Origin of the sequence: Pseudoalteromonas sp. NJ631 (assembly GCF_000276645.1) — a bacterium.
Taxonomy (GTDB): domain Bacteria; phylum Pseudomonadota; class Gammaproteobacteria; order Enterobacterales; family Alteromonadaceae; genus Pseudoalteromonas; species Pseudoalteromonas piscicida.
Genome location: NZ_AKXJ01000020.1, coordinates 28,883 through 45,797 on the forward strand (window position 1 = coordinate 28,883; position 16,915 = coordinate 45,797).

Annotated in this window: 11 protein-coding genes; 9 read left to right on the forward strand and 2 right to left on the reverse strand. The window is 44.4% G+C overall.

Features of this window, described 5'->3' with window-relative positions; genetic code table 11:
* Positions 1-11 precede the first annotated feature (11 nt).
* From A587_RS0121995 to A587_RS0122005, 3 genes are read left to right on the forward strand one after another with little or no spacing between them, the layout of a single operon-like run.
* Complete coding sequence (locus A587_RS0121995) at positions 12-1,265, forward strand: aspartate aminotransferase family protein (RefSeq protein WP_017219314.1); 1,254 nt, start codon at positions 12-14, stop codon at positions 1,263-1,265.
* Complete coding sequence (locus tag A587_RS0122000; RefSeq protein ID WP_017219315.1) at positions 1,265-2,797, forward strand: amidohydrolase family protein; 1,533 nt, start codon at positions 1,265-1,267, stop codon at positions 2,795-2,797. The genes A587_RS0121995 and A587_RS0122000 overlap by 1 nt, the downstream gene beginning before the upstream one ends.
* A complete protein-coding gene (locus tag A587_RS0122005) occupies positions 2,794-3,969 on the forward strand; it encodes an MFS transporter (protein ID WP_017219316.1) in 1,176 nt (391 codons plus the stop codon). Before A587_RS0122000 ends, A587_RS0122005 begins: the two co-directional genes overlap by 4 nt.
* Positions 3,970-3,974: 5 nt before the next feature.
* On the opposite strand, the gene A587_RS0122010 is transcribed toward A587_RS0122005, so the two are convergent.
* Positions 3,975-4,949 carry a helix-turn-helix domain-containing protein gene (locus A587_RS0122010; RefSeq protein WP_017219317.1) on the reverse strand — a complete coding sequence of 325 codons (975 nt, stop codon included), beginning with the start codon at positions 4,947-4,949 and terminating at the stop codon, positions 3,975-3,977.
* Positions 4,950-5,082: 133 nt separating this feature from the next.
* Here A587_RS0122010 and A587_RS0122015 point away from each other — a divergent pair, with 133 nt between their 5' ends.
* The gene (locus A587_RS0122015; protein ID WP_017219318.1) at positions 5,083-7,227 is read left to right on the forward strand and encodes a TonB-dependent receptor domain-containing protein; all 2,145 of its coding nucleotides are present in this window, start codon (positions 5,083-5,085) and stop codon (positions 7,225-7,227) included.
* A 102-nt stretch (positions 7,228-7,329) separates the two neighbouring features.
* Here A587_RS0122015 and A587_RS0122020 read toward each other — a convergent pair whose 3' ends face one another.
* Positions 7,330-8,550: an isochorismate synthase gene (locus tag A587_RS0122020; RefSeq protein WP_017219319.1), complete on the reverse strand. Its 1,221-nt coding sequence runs from the start codon at positions 8,548-8,550 to the stop codon at positions 7,330-7,332.
* Between the two features lie 201 nt (positions 8,551-8,751).
* Between A587_RS0122020 and A587_RS0122025 the strand changes: the two genes are divergently transcribed.
* The 5 genes from A587_RS0122025 (at position 8,752) to acnB (ending at position 16,771) form a co-directional block, all read left to right on the forward strand.
* On the forward strand, positions 8,752-9,432 hold the full coding sequence (locus A587_RS0122025; protein ID WP_017219320.1) for a DNA-3-methyladenine glycosylase I: 681 nt from the start codon (positions 8,752-8,754) through the stop codon (positions 9,430-9,432).
* Between the two features lie 29 nt (positions 9,433-9,461).
* Positions 9,462-10,883 (forward strand): protein adenylyltransferase SelO, encoded by a 1,422-nt coding sequence (locus A587_RS0122030; RefSeq protein ID WP_017219321.1) that lies wholly within the window; start codon positions 9,462-9,464, stop codon positions 10,881-10,883.
* Entirely contained in the window at positions 10,884-12,662 is a 1,779-nt protein-coding gene (locus A587_RS0122035; RefSeq protein ID WP_017219322.1) for an ABC transporter ATP-binding protein, read from the forward strand.
* Positions 12,663-12,813: 151 nt separating this feature from the next.
* Entirely contained in the window at positions 12,814-13,863 is a 1,050-nt protein-coding gene (locus A587_RS0122040) for an OmpA family protein (RefSeq protein ID WP_017219323.1), read from the forward strand.
* A gap of 310 nt (positions 13,864-14,173) precedes the next feature.
* Positions 14,174-16,771 (forward strand): bifunctional aconitate hydratase 2/2-methylisocitrate dehydratase, encoded by a 2,598-nt coding sequence (gene acnB, locus A587_RS0122045; RefSeq protein WP_017219324.1) that lies wholly within the window; start codon positions 14,174-14,176, stop codon positions 16,769-16,771.
* The last annotated feature ends 144 nt before the right edge of the window (positions 16,772-16,915 follow it).

Genomic DNA, 16,915 nt, shown 5'->3' on the forward strand with positions numbered 1-16,915 from the left:
TCGAGGAATATATGAATAATCAAACACTTTCTTTGACGCAATCTCAGCAACTTCAAACCGAAGGTGAACAAGTGATCGCGGGTTTTACTCAATCAATGATGAAAAAGCCAGAGCAATTTGCACCAGGGGCTTTCCCGGTTTATCTGAGCAAGGGAGAGGGAGCCATTGTCACCGATGTTGATGGTAATCAATATATCGACTTTATTTGTGGTTTAGCGGCCAATACTTTAGGTCACAATCACCCTGTTGTTGTCAATACAATTACAGAGCACTTGCACAACGGCATTATTCATTCGTTGCCTACACCTATCGAAGTGCAGACGGCGAAAACCTTAATTGAAGTGATCCCAAATGCCGAACAAGTTCGCTTTTTTAAAACGGGTGCAGATGCTAACTCTGCAGCGGTAAGACTCGCCCGTCACGTGACAGGTCGGGATGAAATTATGACGGTAGGTTATAACGGTTGGCATGATCAGTACATGTTTGACACTCCAGGAGTACCAGCTGTTATTGCAGGGTTAACTCATCGCATGCCATTGTTTTCGCCTGCAGATGAACCAAAAATCATTGAAAAGATCATTGCAAGAAAAGATGAGCTAGCGGTGGTGCTGTTATCGGTTCCGTATAATCGTGTATTAGAAAAACCATTCCTACAACAGCTGCGAGAGATCTGTAGTGAGCATGGTGTGATCTTGGTGTTTGATGAAGTGGTAACGGGCTTTAGATTAGCACCCGGCGGTGCGCAAGAATACTTCGATATTCAGGCTGATTTAGTGACCTTGTCTAAGGGTATTGCGGCGGGGATGCCTTTATCTGCTGTGGCAGGCAAGCGTGAGTTGATGTCGCGGATTAATGAGCTGCAAGTATCGACTACTTTTGGTGGCGAAATGCTCTCGCTAGCAGTGTGTGATGCTGTATTGAAGGAATATCAACGCACTGAATTCACTCAGCATATAGCAAGACTTGGCGCAATTTTAAAAGCAGAGGTTAATCAGGTTTCACTGCAGTTAGGTGTGCCACTCAAAGTAGTTGGTTATGACCCAATTCCGATGTTCTTATTTGCCAAAGATCCGCAAGAGCACGTAAAGTTTGCAGTACCTTTCCTAGCTGAAATGGCAAAACGTGGTGTGCTTATGCGCCGTGAAGTGAATTTTATTTGTGGCGCACATACTGAAGCGCATATCAACGAAACAATAGCCGCAGTTAGGGCATCACTAATAGCGATGAAAGAAGCAGGCCTTTTTGATTCTCAGGATGCCAGCTAATGGTTTGTTCTTGCTTGTCGACACAGCGCTTTGCAGCACTTGCTGGCGCTTCAGGAAGTGCTGCATTTGGTAGTGCTCAGGTTGGTGAACTTGAAAGCTTAAAAGCGGTTTGTAACAAGCCGCAGAACAATGCACTGCGCACGCTAATTGATAATGTTTTTATCTACACTGCAGACACAAGAGATACTGTTTACCCAAAAGGTTGGTTACTTGTTCACGGCAAACATATTGAAGCGCTGGGTGAGGATGGAGAACAACCTCGTAACTTCGATCAACGGATTGATGGTCAAGGTAAGTTAATGCTACCAGGCCTTATCAATCCTCATTGGCATGAAAGTTTTGTCGCGCCAAATGCTGAGTCACCTGATGACACCCACTTAGAGGCCACTGCGTATTCAAATGGTGGTAATATTCAAGCACTAGGTTCCATGTTTGGCTTTATCTCCACCGTGGGAGATAAGTTGACGCTAGAGGAAGGTTTAGCCATCGCCCGTTGGAGTATGTGGACGCAACTGCGTTCGGGTACAACTGCGCTGGGGGATGTTGGTTCGGCAAATAAAGCTGACGCAATGGCGCTTGCTGCGATTGATTTAGGTATGCGGTTAAGGGTGAGTCGTTGGGGGTCGGATATAATGCTGGAAGCGCATAAGTCGACACCCACTATCATTGCTGATACCGAGCTACAAACAGCGGATTGGCTATCACTTATCGAAACTTGGGATAATCATAGCTCAGGACTTGTGGGTGCGATGCCTTCCGTGATGGGGGCTTTTGGTAGTTCTGACAAACAGCTAGAAGCACTGGCTAGTATCGCCCAGCAATACCAAGTACCCTATGCCACACACCTAGCGCCGCTAAAAAATGAACGTGCTGAAGTTGAACGCGTATTTGGTCGCTCGCCTATCGCGCGCTTTGATGCCATGGGATTACTTACTGACAAGCTATTAGCTGTGCACACAGCTTATGCAAGCGAGGATGAGTATCAACGCCTTATTGAAACGGGTGTTAATATCTGTCATTCACCAGCGCACTACGGCATGCTTGGTGAGGCAACAATCAGTGAAACTGGGCAGATAGGGCGTTTTTTAAAAGATGGTGTATGGGTTTCTAGCAGTACCGATGGCGATATCTCGTTTATCGGTGGTATGTGTGAAGCCATGCGGGGGGCACACCTTGGGCACAACGAAGCACAAAATTGTAATACCGCCTGCCCACCTACCTTAGCCTTAAAAACAGCGTCTTTATATGCAGCAAAAGCGTTGGGGTGGGAGCAACAAATTGGCTCAATTGAAGTGGGTAAGCAGGCAGATTTAGTGCTAGTGAACAATGATGACTATCGCTACAAGCTTTCTGGTCATCCACTGAGAACTTTTATTGTTACAGGGTCAAGTCTTGATGTAGATTCTGTAATGGTGGCTGGTGATTTAGTGGTGAAAGCAGGGCGTAGTACTCGGTTTGATGAGCACGAGCTTTTTGAGGATTATCTTAAAGCGGTGGCGAGCGCTCGCAAACGTATTGGAGGTCCAGCATGAATCAAACGCGATTAGCGACTTGGTTTTTGCTATTAGCAAGTACCATGACGGTGCTTGCTAGTGCGACTCTAGCGCCAGCATTACCAGCGATGACAGTGGCTTTCTCAGGTATTGAACATGCTGCATTTTGGACCAAAATGACCTTAGCATTACCTGGTCTCGTGATAGCACTTTGTGCGCCAATAGCAGGAAGTTTAGTCGACAAATGGAATAGTCAAAAATTACTAGTGAACGCACTAATATTGTTCGTACTTAGTGGTGGACTAGGCTATTACTGGCAGGATTCGTTGTGGCTGATCCTTGGTAGTCGAGCGATGATGGGAGTCGCTGTTGCTTTTATTATGGTGAGTGGCACAACGATCGCAGGACGTTACTTCGAAGGGCCCAAATTTTCTCAGTTTATGGGATTGCAAGCTGCCTTTGGTGGCTTTGGTGGCGTACTATTCTTGGCGCTTGCAGGTTTTTTAGCAGAGCAGCATTGGACCTGGGTTTTTGCTATTTACTCACTCGCACTTTTGGTACTACCAGGGGTATGGCTTTGGGTAAAGGTGCCGCCAGTTAGCCTGCCACCACAAACTCAATCACTACCAAGTAGTTGGATGAACCGAACTTTTTTGCTGTGCTGTACACTAGCACTGGTAGAAATTATAGTACTGTATGGATTAACGATTCATTTGCCTTTTTATTTGTCTGCTCAGCAAGCATCAGCCAGCACTATAGGCTTAGTAATAGCGGGCTTTTTATTCGCGATGTCATGCGTCTCTATGGGTTATGGTCGGGTTAGACAGTACTTGAATATTAAGCAAGCACATTTAGTTGGCTGGCTTATTGTTGCAACTGGATTTTCGTTACTTGGTTTTGTAAATACTTTTAGTAGCATCGTTTGTGCTAGCTTTGTAATCGGCGCGGGTCTTGGCCTTATTCGACCAAACCTAGTAGTTTGGCTATTCGAATTTGTTCCGCCACCGATGCGGGGAAAAGCGATGGGGATTATGACAACCTGTTACTTTACCGGGCAATTTATTAGCCCTGTGTTGTTTGAACCGATGATAGCCAGCCTAGGGTTTCAGTTATTCTTCATTTATCTAGCAATGACTATCGCTTCAGTTGCAGTCTTGGTGGCAGGGATTTATCTATTAAATCAAAAAACATGGTTAAAGCAACTCGACTAATTACTTTAACCTGAAGTTGCTCCCAGAGTGTCGCTGCGATGCGCTTTTACAAACTGCATCGGAGTGACACCGAATTGCTTTTTGAATGCAGCAATAAAGTTGGCAACATGGTCATAATGTGCCAAATATGCCGCTTCTCCAATCGACAAGCCTTCAACTAACAACGCATGTCGTGCCTTATTGAGCTTGCTTTGTTTAACGTACTGTTTTGGTGTTGTGTTAAAGCTGCGTTTAAAGAAACGCTGTAAGCTGCTTAAGCTCATAGCAAGCTCTAATGCGACCTGCTCAACACTTTTTCCTTCCGACAATAAATCGATGATCTTATTTTTTTTGACCTCTATATCTGAGTGAAAGGGCTGTTTATACATCACGTGGCTCTGGTTACTACTGTCTATCAAGTGGGGAAGAAAGCAGCTCAACCATTGCATCACAACACCTTCACACTCCAAACGTTCAGCTAAGCTTGGTTGTTTTGGGGTTTGAAGCAGTTGTTGTGACAGCGAAATTGCTTTTGCTTGTAGCGGTAACTCAATCACTTTCGTGGTGGTAAATAGAGATTGATATTGCTGTGACAGTCTCGCAACGAGCCAGCGAGGACTGACGCTCAGTGTGACCTTTTCTACTTCTTGGTGTTTTTGCAGATAGCGAGTGAAAGGCTCGGGCTGAGTGATGAGGTTGACAAATGCCTGAGGTGCGTTTTCAGCGCTGAAACGGTAATATTTATTCGCAACTCTAAATTCCACAACGCCTTTAAGCAATACAGTAATGTTCACACTTGGTTGCAATTCTGCACAGCTGCTAGTTTGCTGCTGCTCGATACATTGACAGGTATGAAGTTGAAGGTCATCGCTCAATGGCAAAAAAGAGAGTCGACCAATCGCAATAAGTTGCTCAATATCAAAGCCGTTGATACGGCAGTTTAATCCGCTCGCCAATAACAACTTGTTGTTGAGCTCCGCGTTGGAAATATTCCCTTCCATAGTAAGTGCCACAATTTTCTAAAACGCATAATAGATTGACGATTTTGCATAACTAATATTCAAAATGCAACAAAAGTAAAAGTGTACAATATTGCGAGTGATTCGTATTAACATCAAAATTTAAAGGATATTTATGTTGGTTTCTCGCACTAAGCAGTTAGGCTTTCGCCCTTCAACCCTCGCTTTAGCACTCGCGGGGGTACTATCAGCACCAGCTTTGGCTGACTCAGGTGATGCAGGTAAAATAGAAAGAATAGAAGTTTGGTCAACTGCGGTAAAAACTTCTGCACTGTATTTAAAAGAACAAGAAATTGCGGATAAACAAGCAGACCATATTTCTGATTTACTTCGCTCTATTCCTGGCATTGATGTCGGTGGTGCACACTCGCTGAACCAGCGAATCACTATCCGTAGTATGGATGACAAAGATCTTAAAATTTCAATAGATGGTGCAGCACAAAATACTTACATGTACCACCACATGGGTAACCTTCAAATTCATGCTGATATTCTAAAGTCAGTAGATATTGAAACGGGCACTAACTCAGTAATTAACGGCGGTCTTGGTGGCTCAGTGCGGTTCGAAACAAAAGAAGCACGTGAATTGCTTTCTGGTGACGATCGCTTTGCCGTTCGTGTTTCAGCAGGGGCTGCAGACAATGCCGGGCATAATTACTCGGTAACGGGTTTTGGTTTGTTGACCGATGATGTCGACTTTCTTGCATATTACAACCATGTTGAGCGTGATAATTACGAAGTGGGTGGTGGCAAGATCTTAGACCAAAACGATGAAGTCGTTGCTGGTACTGATGGTGAGGTAAAAGGTCTTGAAGGTGAAGTTTCTGATGCGCTAATTAAATTTGGTTGGAATATTAATAACAACCAACGTCTTGCACTGAGTTTCGAGACTTATAAAGATGAAGGTGACTACAGTTATCGCCCTGATATGGGCTTAGCGACAGATGTTGCTATTACCAATAGCTTGCAGATCCCTTTGTTATGGCCGACAGAGTTTACAAGAGACACAATTACGCTGAGCTATGATCTTAACTGGGGCGAAAACTCTTCATTAAAGGCGAGCTTATATTCCAATACCAGTGAACTTTATCGCGACGAATCAGGTTGGTCTATGTCTCCTTCTCCTAGGTTCCAAGCGTACGCTGGAGAAGTGACGGGTGAAGCTGAAAATACGGGGCTAAATTTGCTTGGTGAAACACTGGTAACAGGGCTTTTTGCCGAAGAAGAGCATGCCTTCACTTATGGTGCAGATTATGTGAAGCACGATACTCAGTACGATCTAGCTATTGCATCAGGTGGTTCAAAGCACTCTGAAGAAAGTGCGAAAAATCTAGCCTTTTTCATTCAGGACAAAATTGATTTTGGTAATGGTTTGGCGGTTATTCCTGGTGTTAGGCACGATAGCTACGATATAGATTCAGGCACAGTGAACAATGATTATTCGGAATTTTCTTTATCATTGGCTGCTGAGTATCAATTTAATGAAAATCTAATGGTGAAGTTAAGTTCGACTGAGCTATTTAAAGGCCCAGAGATAAGTGAGGTATTTGTTGGTGCTGGTTTAGGTGATAACCGCAATCAAGACATTGAAGCGGAAACGGGCGTTAATACCGAGTTTTCGATTGCCTATGATGGTGAAGTTGGGACCAACAAGACACTCCGTTTAGGCGCAACGATATTCAGAACGCAAATTGACGACTATATTTTTGATAATGCAGCATTACCTGGCGGCGCACCCCGTGAAACGTGGAAAGACAACGTCGGTGATATGACTGTAGATGGGTTTGAAGCTTATGCTGGTTTTGCGCTTGATGCGTTTTCTTTCCAGTTAACTTACTCTAACTCTGAGAGTGAACTTGATGCATTTACACAGTATGCCTCGTTAGATGGTGCGCGTTTAGAGCGAGAGCAGGGCGATACTATTTCAGCTGACTTTACTTACCAAATTACGGCGTATAACTTGACGCTGAATTGGGATTTTATGGTTGTTGATGATGTAGCACAAGGTACCGATCTCTATGGCGCAGACTTAGACAACAGTAAAGATGGCTTCACCGTGCATAATATCAGCGCACACTGGCAGCCTGAATCAGTACCTAGTTTGCATGTTCGTCTAGGTGTAGATAATTTGTTTGATGAGTTTTACTCTTCACAATCTTCTAAAAACGGGGTTTCTTTTCACCCAGTATTTGGTGAATTATTCCTAATGGACTATGAACCAGGAAGAAACATTAAAGCAAGTGTATCTTACCAGTTTTAACTGGGTTAGCACCTGCTGTTATAAACGTGTAATACCGCAGGTAAGTTAATTCCGAAAATTAATATGCCCAGTAAAATGCTGGGCATTTTTATCGTTTTGTAGTTAAGCAGTTGCGCGCATCTTGATTTGGCTAAGTTGATGGTAAGTCTGATTGGATTCAAGCGCATTTAGCATGGTTGAAAGTTTTGCTTCAGTTTCTAGCCATTCAGCAGTCGGATCAGAAGCTGCGACAATACCAGCTCCCGCAAATAGTCTGGCATGATTCGCACTTATCTCACCACTGCGGATAACCACCACCCATTCACCATTTCCATGTTTGTCACACCAACCAACGATCCCTGAGAAAAAGTCACGACTTTCTCCTTCTAGTGAGTGGATCCAAGGATAGGCATCGGCAGTCGGTTTACCGCATAGTGCAGGCGTAGGGTGTAGACGGTTGGCTAGTGCTAATACATGAGTGTTAGCGTCGGCGAGTTGACCTTCAACCTCTGTGGACAAGTGCCACATCGTTGCTGTGCTCAGCAATGAGGGCGAGCTGGGTATGGTAAGCTTTTGACACCAAGGTTGTAAAACCTGTGACATTTCTACCAATACAACAGCATGTTCATACCGATCTTTCTTTGATGCCATTAATGCTTGTTTGAGTTTAAACTCCGTAGCCTTATCATTTGAACGTTTAGCTGAGCCTGCAAGGGGATTACTGAGAACCGCTTGCCCATGTTTGCGTAAGAGTAATTCTGGACTCACGCCCATCAAGGTGGAATTTTGTTCCGTTGGAAAAGAGAAGTGAAAACCGCTAGGGCTTTGGGTTAATAAATTTGTCAGAATGGTTTCCGGTGAAAGTGGTGCATCAAAATAGAGGTCTACTTGTTTGCCAAGAACAATTTTTTCTAATTGTTCTTTGGCAAATAGCTTTTTGGCTTCACGTATCGCACTCTCATAGTGATGCTGTGATTGTCTATGCGAGATACGCTCAAGCGATGGCATAGTGTCCTGCTTAAGCGTGCCTTTGGCGTTTAACCATTGCTTGAAAGTCTCTTTATCATATTGGTGCGCTTGCTCAGTTACAATAAATTGAGCTTGTTGAGTTTTGCAAAATGGTAGCACACCGAATGCTATCGCATCATTGCTGCTGCACTTTGCTAGCTCTCGTTTTAACTGGCTCACTAATACATCGTGATCTTTTATCTGAGTAGTGAACCTATGATGCGGCCGTTGAGTTACGAGGCACCGTGTGCCCGAAACAAAAAAAGCTTGTTGTGATAAGTCAATGGACTCAAGCGTTGTATTGGTGGATTGCAAAGCAGATATTTCACTCAACATGGTTTGTCCTCATTTCCCAGCGCTGCGGCGCAATTTTAGATACCTAGTTGACGAAGCTTGGCTGTAAATATTTAGTAAAAATGCAATAAGATGGTGCGTATTTTTAGCCTACGATTCAAAGGTAATTTGCGCTAAAAACCTCACATCCAACCCCGAGATCAGTTACTCTGTAGGGAATGCAAACCGGACGTATATACGAGCATGAAAGTATTCGAAAAAATTTATCATAGGGCTGCTGAGCGTAAAGGCTCTGAGGCGGCGTTAAAAGCGAAGCTTAGTCAACCATTGAGTACCACATCGTTATTGGCATTAAGTGATGATCAATGGCTAGAAGAATTTACGCGCAAGATATTCCAAAGCGGGTTTTATTGGGCAGTGGTTGATAATAAATGGGACGGCTTTAGAGAAGTGTTTTGGCAATTCTCAATCGAGAAGCTGTTAATGATGTCTCCTGAAATGTATGAGCAACGTAGTCAGGATGAACGGATCATTCGTAATGCTAAAAAGGTAAAAAGTATCGCTGACAATTGCCATATGATTTTTGAAGTGCAACAACAGCATGGTCGTTTTAGTGAATTCGTCGCAAACTGGCCGGAAGACAATATTGTTGGTTTGTGGCTGTACTTGAAAAAGCATGGCTCGAGACTCGGCGGGAATACCGGTCCTTACGCACTTCGTGTGTTAGGTAAAGATACGTTTTTACTGAGTAAAGATGTCGAAACGGTACTGCGTGCTGAGGAGATTATCGACGGTGGCTTGCAAAGTCAGAAGTCACTGCAAGCGACGCAGCAATTTTTCAATGAAATGCGTCAATATAGCGGGCTTAGCTTACAAGAGTTAAGTCAAATTGTGTCAATGAGTGTTGGTGATAATATTCGCTAGTAAAATGCGCTAAAAATGGAGATGACCGCATGGTATTTTTTCAGCCTTATCAAGGCTCTGCTCTGCTCTTTAAGGAGCAACCAGCAAGGTTTAATCAGCCCACATTACTGCTATCCAATACGCCGTTGCTAGTTAAGCTTGAGCTAGAAAAATATGACACCACAGCGCTTGCTGAGCTGTTAAGTGGTCAACGTTCTTTAGGTAATATTGAACCGACGAGCTTAGCTTACAGTGGCCATCAGTTTGGGCAATTTAACCCGTTACTTGGTGATGGCCGAGCGCATTTAATTGGTGGGGTAAAGCTTGATGACGGACGTCAATACGATCTGCATTTAAAAGGATCTGGAGCGACGCGATTTTCTCGAGGCGGTGATGGCTTTTGTGCGCTAGGGCCAGCGGTACGCGAGTTCATCATGAGCCAAGCTATGGTTGGCTTGGGTGTTCCAACCACGGAATGCCTTACTGTTGTAACCACTGGGCACCATGTCTATCGTCAAGGTGAAGTACCTGGCGCGGTTGTATGTCGTGTGGCAAAAAGTCATATCCGCATCGGTACCTTGCAATATCTGGCCATACAGCAAAATAAAGATGAGCTATGGAGCCTGCTCAACTTGCTGGGCGAGCAATTATTCGAGGGTTTTAAAGTTGAAACTGAACAGGATGTACTCGAATTGTTTCGTGAAGTGTGTGAACAGTTAGTTGACTTAGTCGTGGAGTGGATGCGGGTTGGCTTTATTCATGGCGTGATGAATACCGACAATATTTTGCTCAGTGGTGAAACGATAGACTTTGGCCCTTGTGCAATGATGGAAAAGTTTGATTTTAACGCCGTGTTTAGCTCTATCGACCGCCAAGGCCGCTATGCGTTTGGTAATCAGCCAAACATCATGAATTGGAACTGTGCGCGACTTGCCGAGGCCTTATTGGTGTTGTGGCAAGATGAGCAAGCGGGAATTGAAGCATTTAGTCAAATTTTGGCGGAGTTTTCTGAATCGTTTAATCGCAAGTACAAAGATATGTGGGCGGCTAAGCTTGGTATTGATGAATGGAGCGACGCAGACGACATGCTCCTTAGTGACTTACTCAAGTTGATGACGGAGCATGAACTAGACTTTACCAATACCTTTGCGGCACTAACCAATAGTTTGCTTGGTCATCCAAACAAAGCTTTATCCGTGCCAACGGAGTTGGAGAGCTGGGGGCGACAATGGGCACAAAGGCGTGCTGCCGATGACGTTGCGGCTAACCTGATGAGTCAAGCTAACCCGATACTAATCCCCCGTAATGCGTTGGTGGAGGCTGAGATTGCGCTATTTAATCAGCAAGGCATGAGTCAAACGCTAGAAAGTTGGCTAACCGCGTTGACGTCGCCCTATGATTACAAAGATTATCCTGAGTCGTGGACCAGCGCGTCTACACCGGCCCACTATCAAACTTTTTGTGGAACCTAAATGGCAGAACAGCAGCTTTCTTGGCAAGAAATTAAACGTAAAGTCCTTGAGCACAAACGGCCACTTATTAATGCGCATATCATCGCCTTATTTGCCGCGTTGGTGAGTGTACCTATTCCTTTGATGATGCCGTTGCTGGTCGATGAAGTCTTACTAGATACACCAGGCAGAGCAGTGGCTTGGATGAACTCAGTATTGCCCGAGCAATGGCATGGCCCCAGTGGCTATATCGTGGTTATTTTGTTGGCTGTAATAACCATGCGCTTGGCCAGTTTGGTGCTAGGGGTGATGCAGTCACGCCAGTTTACTATTATTGGCAAAGACATTAGTTATCAAATTCGTGAGCGCTTACTTACGCATTTACCTAAAGTTCAACTTAAGGAGTACGAAAGCCAAGGTGGTGCTGCAATTAGCTCTCGCTGTATTACCGATGTAGAAACCTTGGATAAATTTATCAGCCAAACCTTGTCACGCTTTTTAATCGGTTTACTCACAATCATTGGCACTGCGGCGATTTTGCTTTGGATTGATTGGATGTTGGGGCTGGTGATCCTGTTGCTCAATCCGGCGGTCATCTATTTTTCTCGGCAGTTTGGCAAACATGTTAAAGAGCTGAAAAAGGAAGAGAATGCTGCATTTGAAGCACTGCAAACTTCACTAGTCGAGACGCTAGATGCTATTTCTCAGCTAAAAGCCGTTCGTCGAGAGGGGAACTACTTTGCACAAGTTAAAGTAGCCGCCAAAGATCTCAAACATTACGCGGTGCAGTCACAATGGAAAACGGATGCCGTTAACCGCTTAAGCTTTACCGTGTTTTTGGTCGGGTTCGAGTTTTTCCGTGCTGTCGCTATGTTCATGGTGGTGTTTTCTGATTTAACGGTCGGCCAGATATTTGCGGTATTTGGTTACCTTTGGTTCATGATGGGGCCGGTGCAGGAAATTCTTGGTATTCAATATGCGTACTATGGTGCCTCGGCGGCGCTTAGTAGGTTAAATCAGGTTTTTAATTTTGCGACAGAAGCACAATATCCCGCTACGAAAACCGTCTTTGATTCATCTCAGGTTGATATCAAATTTGCCAATATAGACTTCGCTTACGTTGCAGAGCAACCCGTGCTCAAGCAGGTATCTTTGCATATTCCAGCAGGGAAGAAAGTAGCGTTAGTAGCGGTGTCTGGAGGTGGTAAATCCACTTTGGTGCAATTGCTTTTGGGATTGTATGAAAAGCAAAGTGGCGAGATTCATATAAATGACACGCCAGTAGAGCAAATTGGTTACGAAGCAGTGCGAGATAATATAGTAACCGTATTGCAGCAGCCGATACTCTTTAATACCAGCATCCGTGAAAATCTAGCAATGGGACGAGAGGTATCTGACCAAGTACTGTGGCAGTCACTCCGAGTTGCAGAGCTAGCTGATACCGTACTTGCTCTGGCCGACAAATTAGATGCGCAAGTTGGTCGCAACGGAATTAAATTGTCCGGAGGACAGAAGCAAAGGTTAGCCATTGCTAGAATGGTTGTTGCCGACCCTAAAGTGGTGGTGCTGGATGAAGCAACCTCGGCACTTGATATTGAGACTGAGGCAAAAATTCATCGCAATTTGCAAGCGTTTTTGGCTGATAGAACGACTTTGATTATTGCACATCGATTGAGCGCAATAAAACAAGCCGACTTAATTTATGTTTTAGATGATGGTGAAGTGTCCCAGTATGGAGAACACAAGGATTTGTTAAAGGAACAAGGTCTGTATCAAATCCTATTTGGTCATCAAAATTAATTCATAAATAGCAAAAATTCCTTATGTAACGTTAAGTAAACATTAATAGACGAGCTAATATTATCTATGCAACGTAATCGGTAGACGCATTTTCTGATAGACTATCCGAGTCGATAGTCAATGCGTAAACTAACAGAGATGGGAAGGAATGATGAAAATTAAAACTTTGAGCTTACTAGTTGCGATGGCAGTGACAGCCAATGCAAATGCAAATACTACTGAGCCTACAGAAGGTGTATATCTTGGTGTATTTGGTGATTACTATGATGCTGATTGGCAGAATCACCGTGATATGGCTGGTCTAGACGTAGAAGACTCTACAGGCTGGGGTGCTGAAATTGGCTACCGCTTTGACAAGTTTTGGAGTGGCCGTATCGAATATGCAGATATGGATTTCGACCTTGGTGGTATCAGCAATGGTTCACTAGATGCAGAGCGTTACGGTATCGACGGCTTGTATCACTTTGATGGTGGTCCATTCTACGGTCTAGTGGGTATCAAAAAGATGAACCTAGATGTAATCTCAGATAACACCTTTGCTAACGTAGGTGCTGGTGTTCGTCATTACTTCACCGATCACTTGTTCGTAAATGCAGAAGCAGCAGTTTACCAAGGCCTAGAAGCTGGTTTTACTGATGTTGGTGGTAAAATCGGTATTAACTACTCGTTCGGTAGCGCTGGTAAGTCGGAAGAAGTTGCCCCAGCTCCGGCTCCTGTAGTTGCAGAAGCACCGCAAGACAGTGATAAAGACGGTGTTGTGGATAGTGAAGACAAGTGTGCTAACACACCAATGACGGATGCTGTTGATGCGTCTGGTTGTACTTTGTACGAAACTAAAGAAGACAAAGTAAGTCTGCTAGTCCGCTTCCCGCATGACGATGCTTCTTTCTCACAGCAATATGTTGATGATATCAACGCGGTTGCTAAGTTCTTGAAAGAGCATAAAAATGCAGATGTAGTGATTGAAGGTCACGCGTCAGCTGTGGGTGATGCTGATTACAACCAAAAGCTTTCTGAGCGCCGCGCGAAAAACGTTGCTGAGAAACTCGTTGATATGGGTGTAGATTCAATGCGTATTACCACGGTTGGTTACGGTGAAGAGCGTTTGAAAAACCCAGCAAACACGCTAAAAGCACATGCGGAAAACCGTCGTGTAGAAGCGCACGTTTCTTCTAAAGAGAAAGTAAAAGTTAAGCGTTAATTTTCACTTAGCTTATGCAAAAAGGCTCCTTCAGGAGCCTTTTTTGATCCCACCAAGCATACCTTTTCGCAAAATTAAAATGATTCTCGTTTGACTAATATTCATCAAAATATACTTGTTTCGGTATGCTTATTCATTGTATTTATAGTGACTATAAGGCGAGGTATCGCATGCAAGATTTTCATCTATACTCAAAGACCTTATAATTGTTCATTATATTTTATGGTCAAGGGAATGGTTCAGGCGATTGCATCAATAATCGCAGCCAGATCATTTACTTGTCTGTCCACGTCACCAAGAGGGCAATATTGTGCTTCAAGAATATCGTAAACACGTAGAAGAGCGTGCCGCGCAAGGTATCGTGCCTAAGCCGTTAGACGCGCAGCAAACTGCTGACCTTATCGAATTACTAAAAACTCCACCTGCAGGTGAAGAAGAGTTCATCGTTGATCTATTTATCAACCGTGTACCGCCAGGTGTAGATGATGCCGCTTATGTAAAAGCAGGCTTTTTGGCTGCTCTAGCGAAAGGCGAAGCGGAATCACCGCTCATTTCAAGAGAGTATGCAGCTGAACTACTTGGCACTATGCTTGGTGGTTACAACATCGCGCCTATGATAGACCTTCTAGATGATGCTGCTATCGCGCCAATCGTTGCTAAAGGTTTGTCTCACACGCTACTGATGTTTGACGCATTCTACGATGTAGAAGAAAAAGCAAAAGCGGGCAATGAGTTTGCTAAGCAAGTGATTGAATCATGGGCAAATGCAGAATGGTTCCTTGAGAAGCCTGCCGTTGCAGACAAGATTTCAGTGACTGTATTTAAAGTAACTGGCGAAACAAATACAGACGACTTGTCTCCAGCACCAGATGCTTGGTCTCGTCCTGATATCCCATTACACGCGCTGGCTATGCTTAAAAACGAGCGTGATGGTATCAACCCTGATAAGCCAGGTGAGGTAGGTCCAATTGCACAACTTGAAGCGCTTAATGGTAAAGGTTTACCGCTAGCGTATGTAGGTGACGTTGTTGGTACAGGCTCATCTCGTAAATCTGCAACTAACTCTGTACTTTGGTTCATGGGTGATGACATTCCATTCGTACCAAACAAGCGTGTTGGCGGTGTGTGTCTAGGTGGCAAGATTGCGCCAATCTTCTTCAACACCATGGAAGATTCTGGTGCACTACCAATTGAGCTTCCAGTTGACGAACTAAACATGGGCGACCAAATCGACATCTTCCCTTACGAAGGTGTGGTTAAGCGTCACGGTACTGACGAAGTTATTTCAACGTTCTCATTGAAATCAGACGTAATTCTTGATGAAGTGCGTGCAGGCGGCCGTATTCCACTGATCATCGGTCGTGGTCTTACAGACAAAGCACGTACGTCACTTGGTCTTGAAGCAGAAGATATCTTCCGTAAGCCTAAGTTAGTGGCTGATTCTGGTAAAGGCTTTACGCTTGCACAGAAGATGGTTGGTAAAGCATGTAATATGGCAGGTGTACGCCCAGGCCAATACTGTGAGCCAACAATGACAACGGTAGGTTCTCAGGATACTACGGGTCCAATGACGCGTGATGAGCTTAAAGACCTTGCTTGTCTTGGCTTCTCTGCAGATCTTACAATGCAGTCATTCTGTCACACATCAGCTTATCCTAAGCCAATCGATGTAAACACACATCACACACTTCCTGATTTCATCATGAACCGTGGCGGTGTATCGCTACGCCCTGGTGACGGTGTTATCCACTCGTGGCTAAACCGTATGCTACTTCCTGATACGGTAGGTACAGGTGGTGACTCGCATACTCGTTTCCCACTAGGTATTTCATTCCCTGCAGGTTCAGGTGCAGTAGCATTTGCAGCCGCAACAGGTGTAATGCCGTTGGATATGCCTGAGTCAATCCTTGTTCGTTTTAAAGGTGAAATGCAGCCGGGTATCACATTACGTGACCTAGTACACGCTATCCCTTACTATGCAATCCAGCAAGGTCTATTGACGGTTGAGAAAAAAGGTAAGATCAACGAATTCTCCGGTCGTATCCTTGAAATCGAGGGTGTTGAGCACCTAACGGTTGAGCAAGCGTTCGAACTATCTGACGCATCTGCAGAGCGTAGCGCAGCAGGTTGTACTGTTAAGCTTTCACAAGCGTCTATCGAAGAGTACCTAAACTCTAACATCGTTATGCTTAAGTGGATGATCTCTGAAGGCTATGGTGATGTACGTACCATTGAGCGTCGTATCACTAAGATGGAAGAGTGGCTAGCAAACCCTGAGCTAATGACTGCTGACGCGGATGCAGAATACGCGCATACCATTGAGATTGATCTTGCTGATATCAAAGAGCCAATCCTTTGTGCACCGAATGACCCTGATGACGCACGTCTACTTTCAGCGGTAACAGGTGAGAAGATCGACGAAGTATTCATCGGTTCTTGTATGACTAACATCGGTCACTTCCGTGCAGCGGGTAAACTACTGGATAATTTCGGTGGTCGTCTACCAACGCAACTGTGGGTTGCTCCACCAACGAAGATGGACCGCGATCAGTTAACTGACGAAGGTTACTACGGTATTTACGGTCGTGTAGGTGCACGTATCGAAACTCCTGGATGTTCACTATGTATGGGTAACCAGGCACGTGTTGCTGATAAAGCAACGGTTGTTTCTACTTCGACTCGTAACTTCCCTAACCGTTTAGGTACAGGTGCAAACGTATTCCTTGCATCAGCAGAGCTTGCAGCGGTAGCTGCTATTCTTGGTAAACTACCAACGCCTGCTGAATATCAAGAGTATGCAGAGAAGATCAATGCAACGGCTGCGGACACGTACCGTTACTTGAACTTCCACAAGATGCCTCAGTACACTAAAAAGGCAGACTCAGTGATCATTCAACAAGCGGTTTAATTACTCGCTCTAGAATACATTGAAAGAAAAAAGCCAGCGCATGTTGGCTTTTTTTATGCACATAAAACGCTCAAGTTAAATGTTGTTATCAAGCATTATTTTAAACCTAGATAAGTAATCTACTAAAATGGTAATAATTGGGTT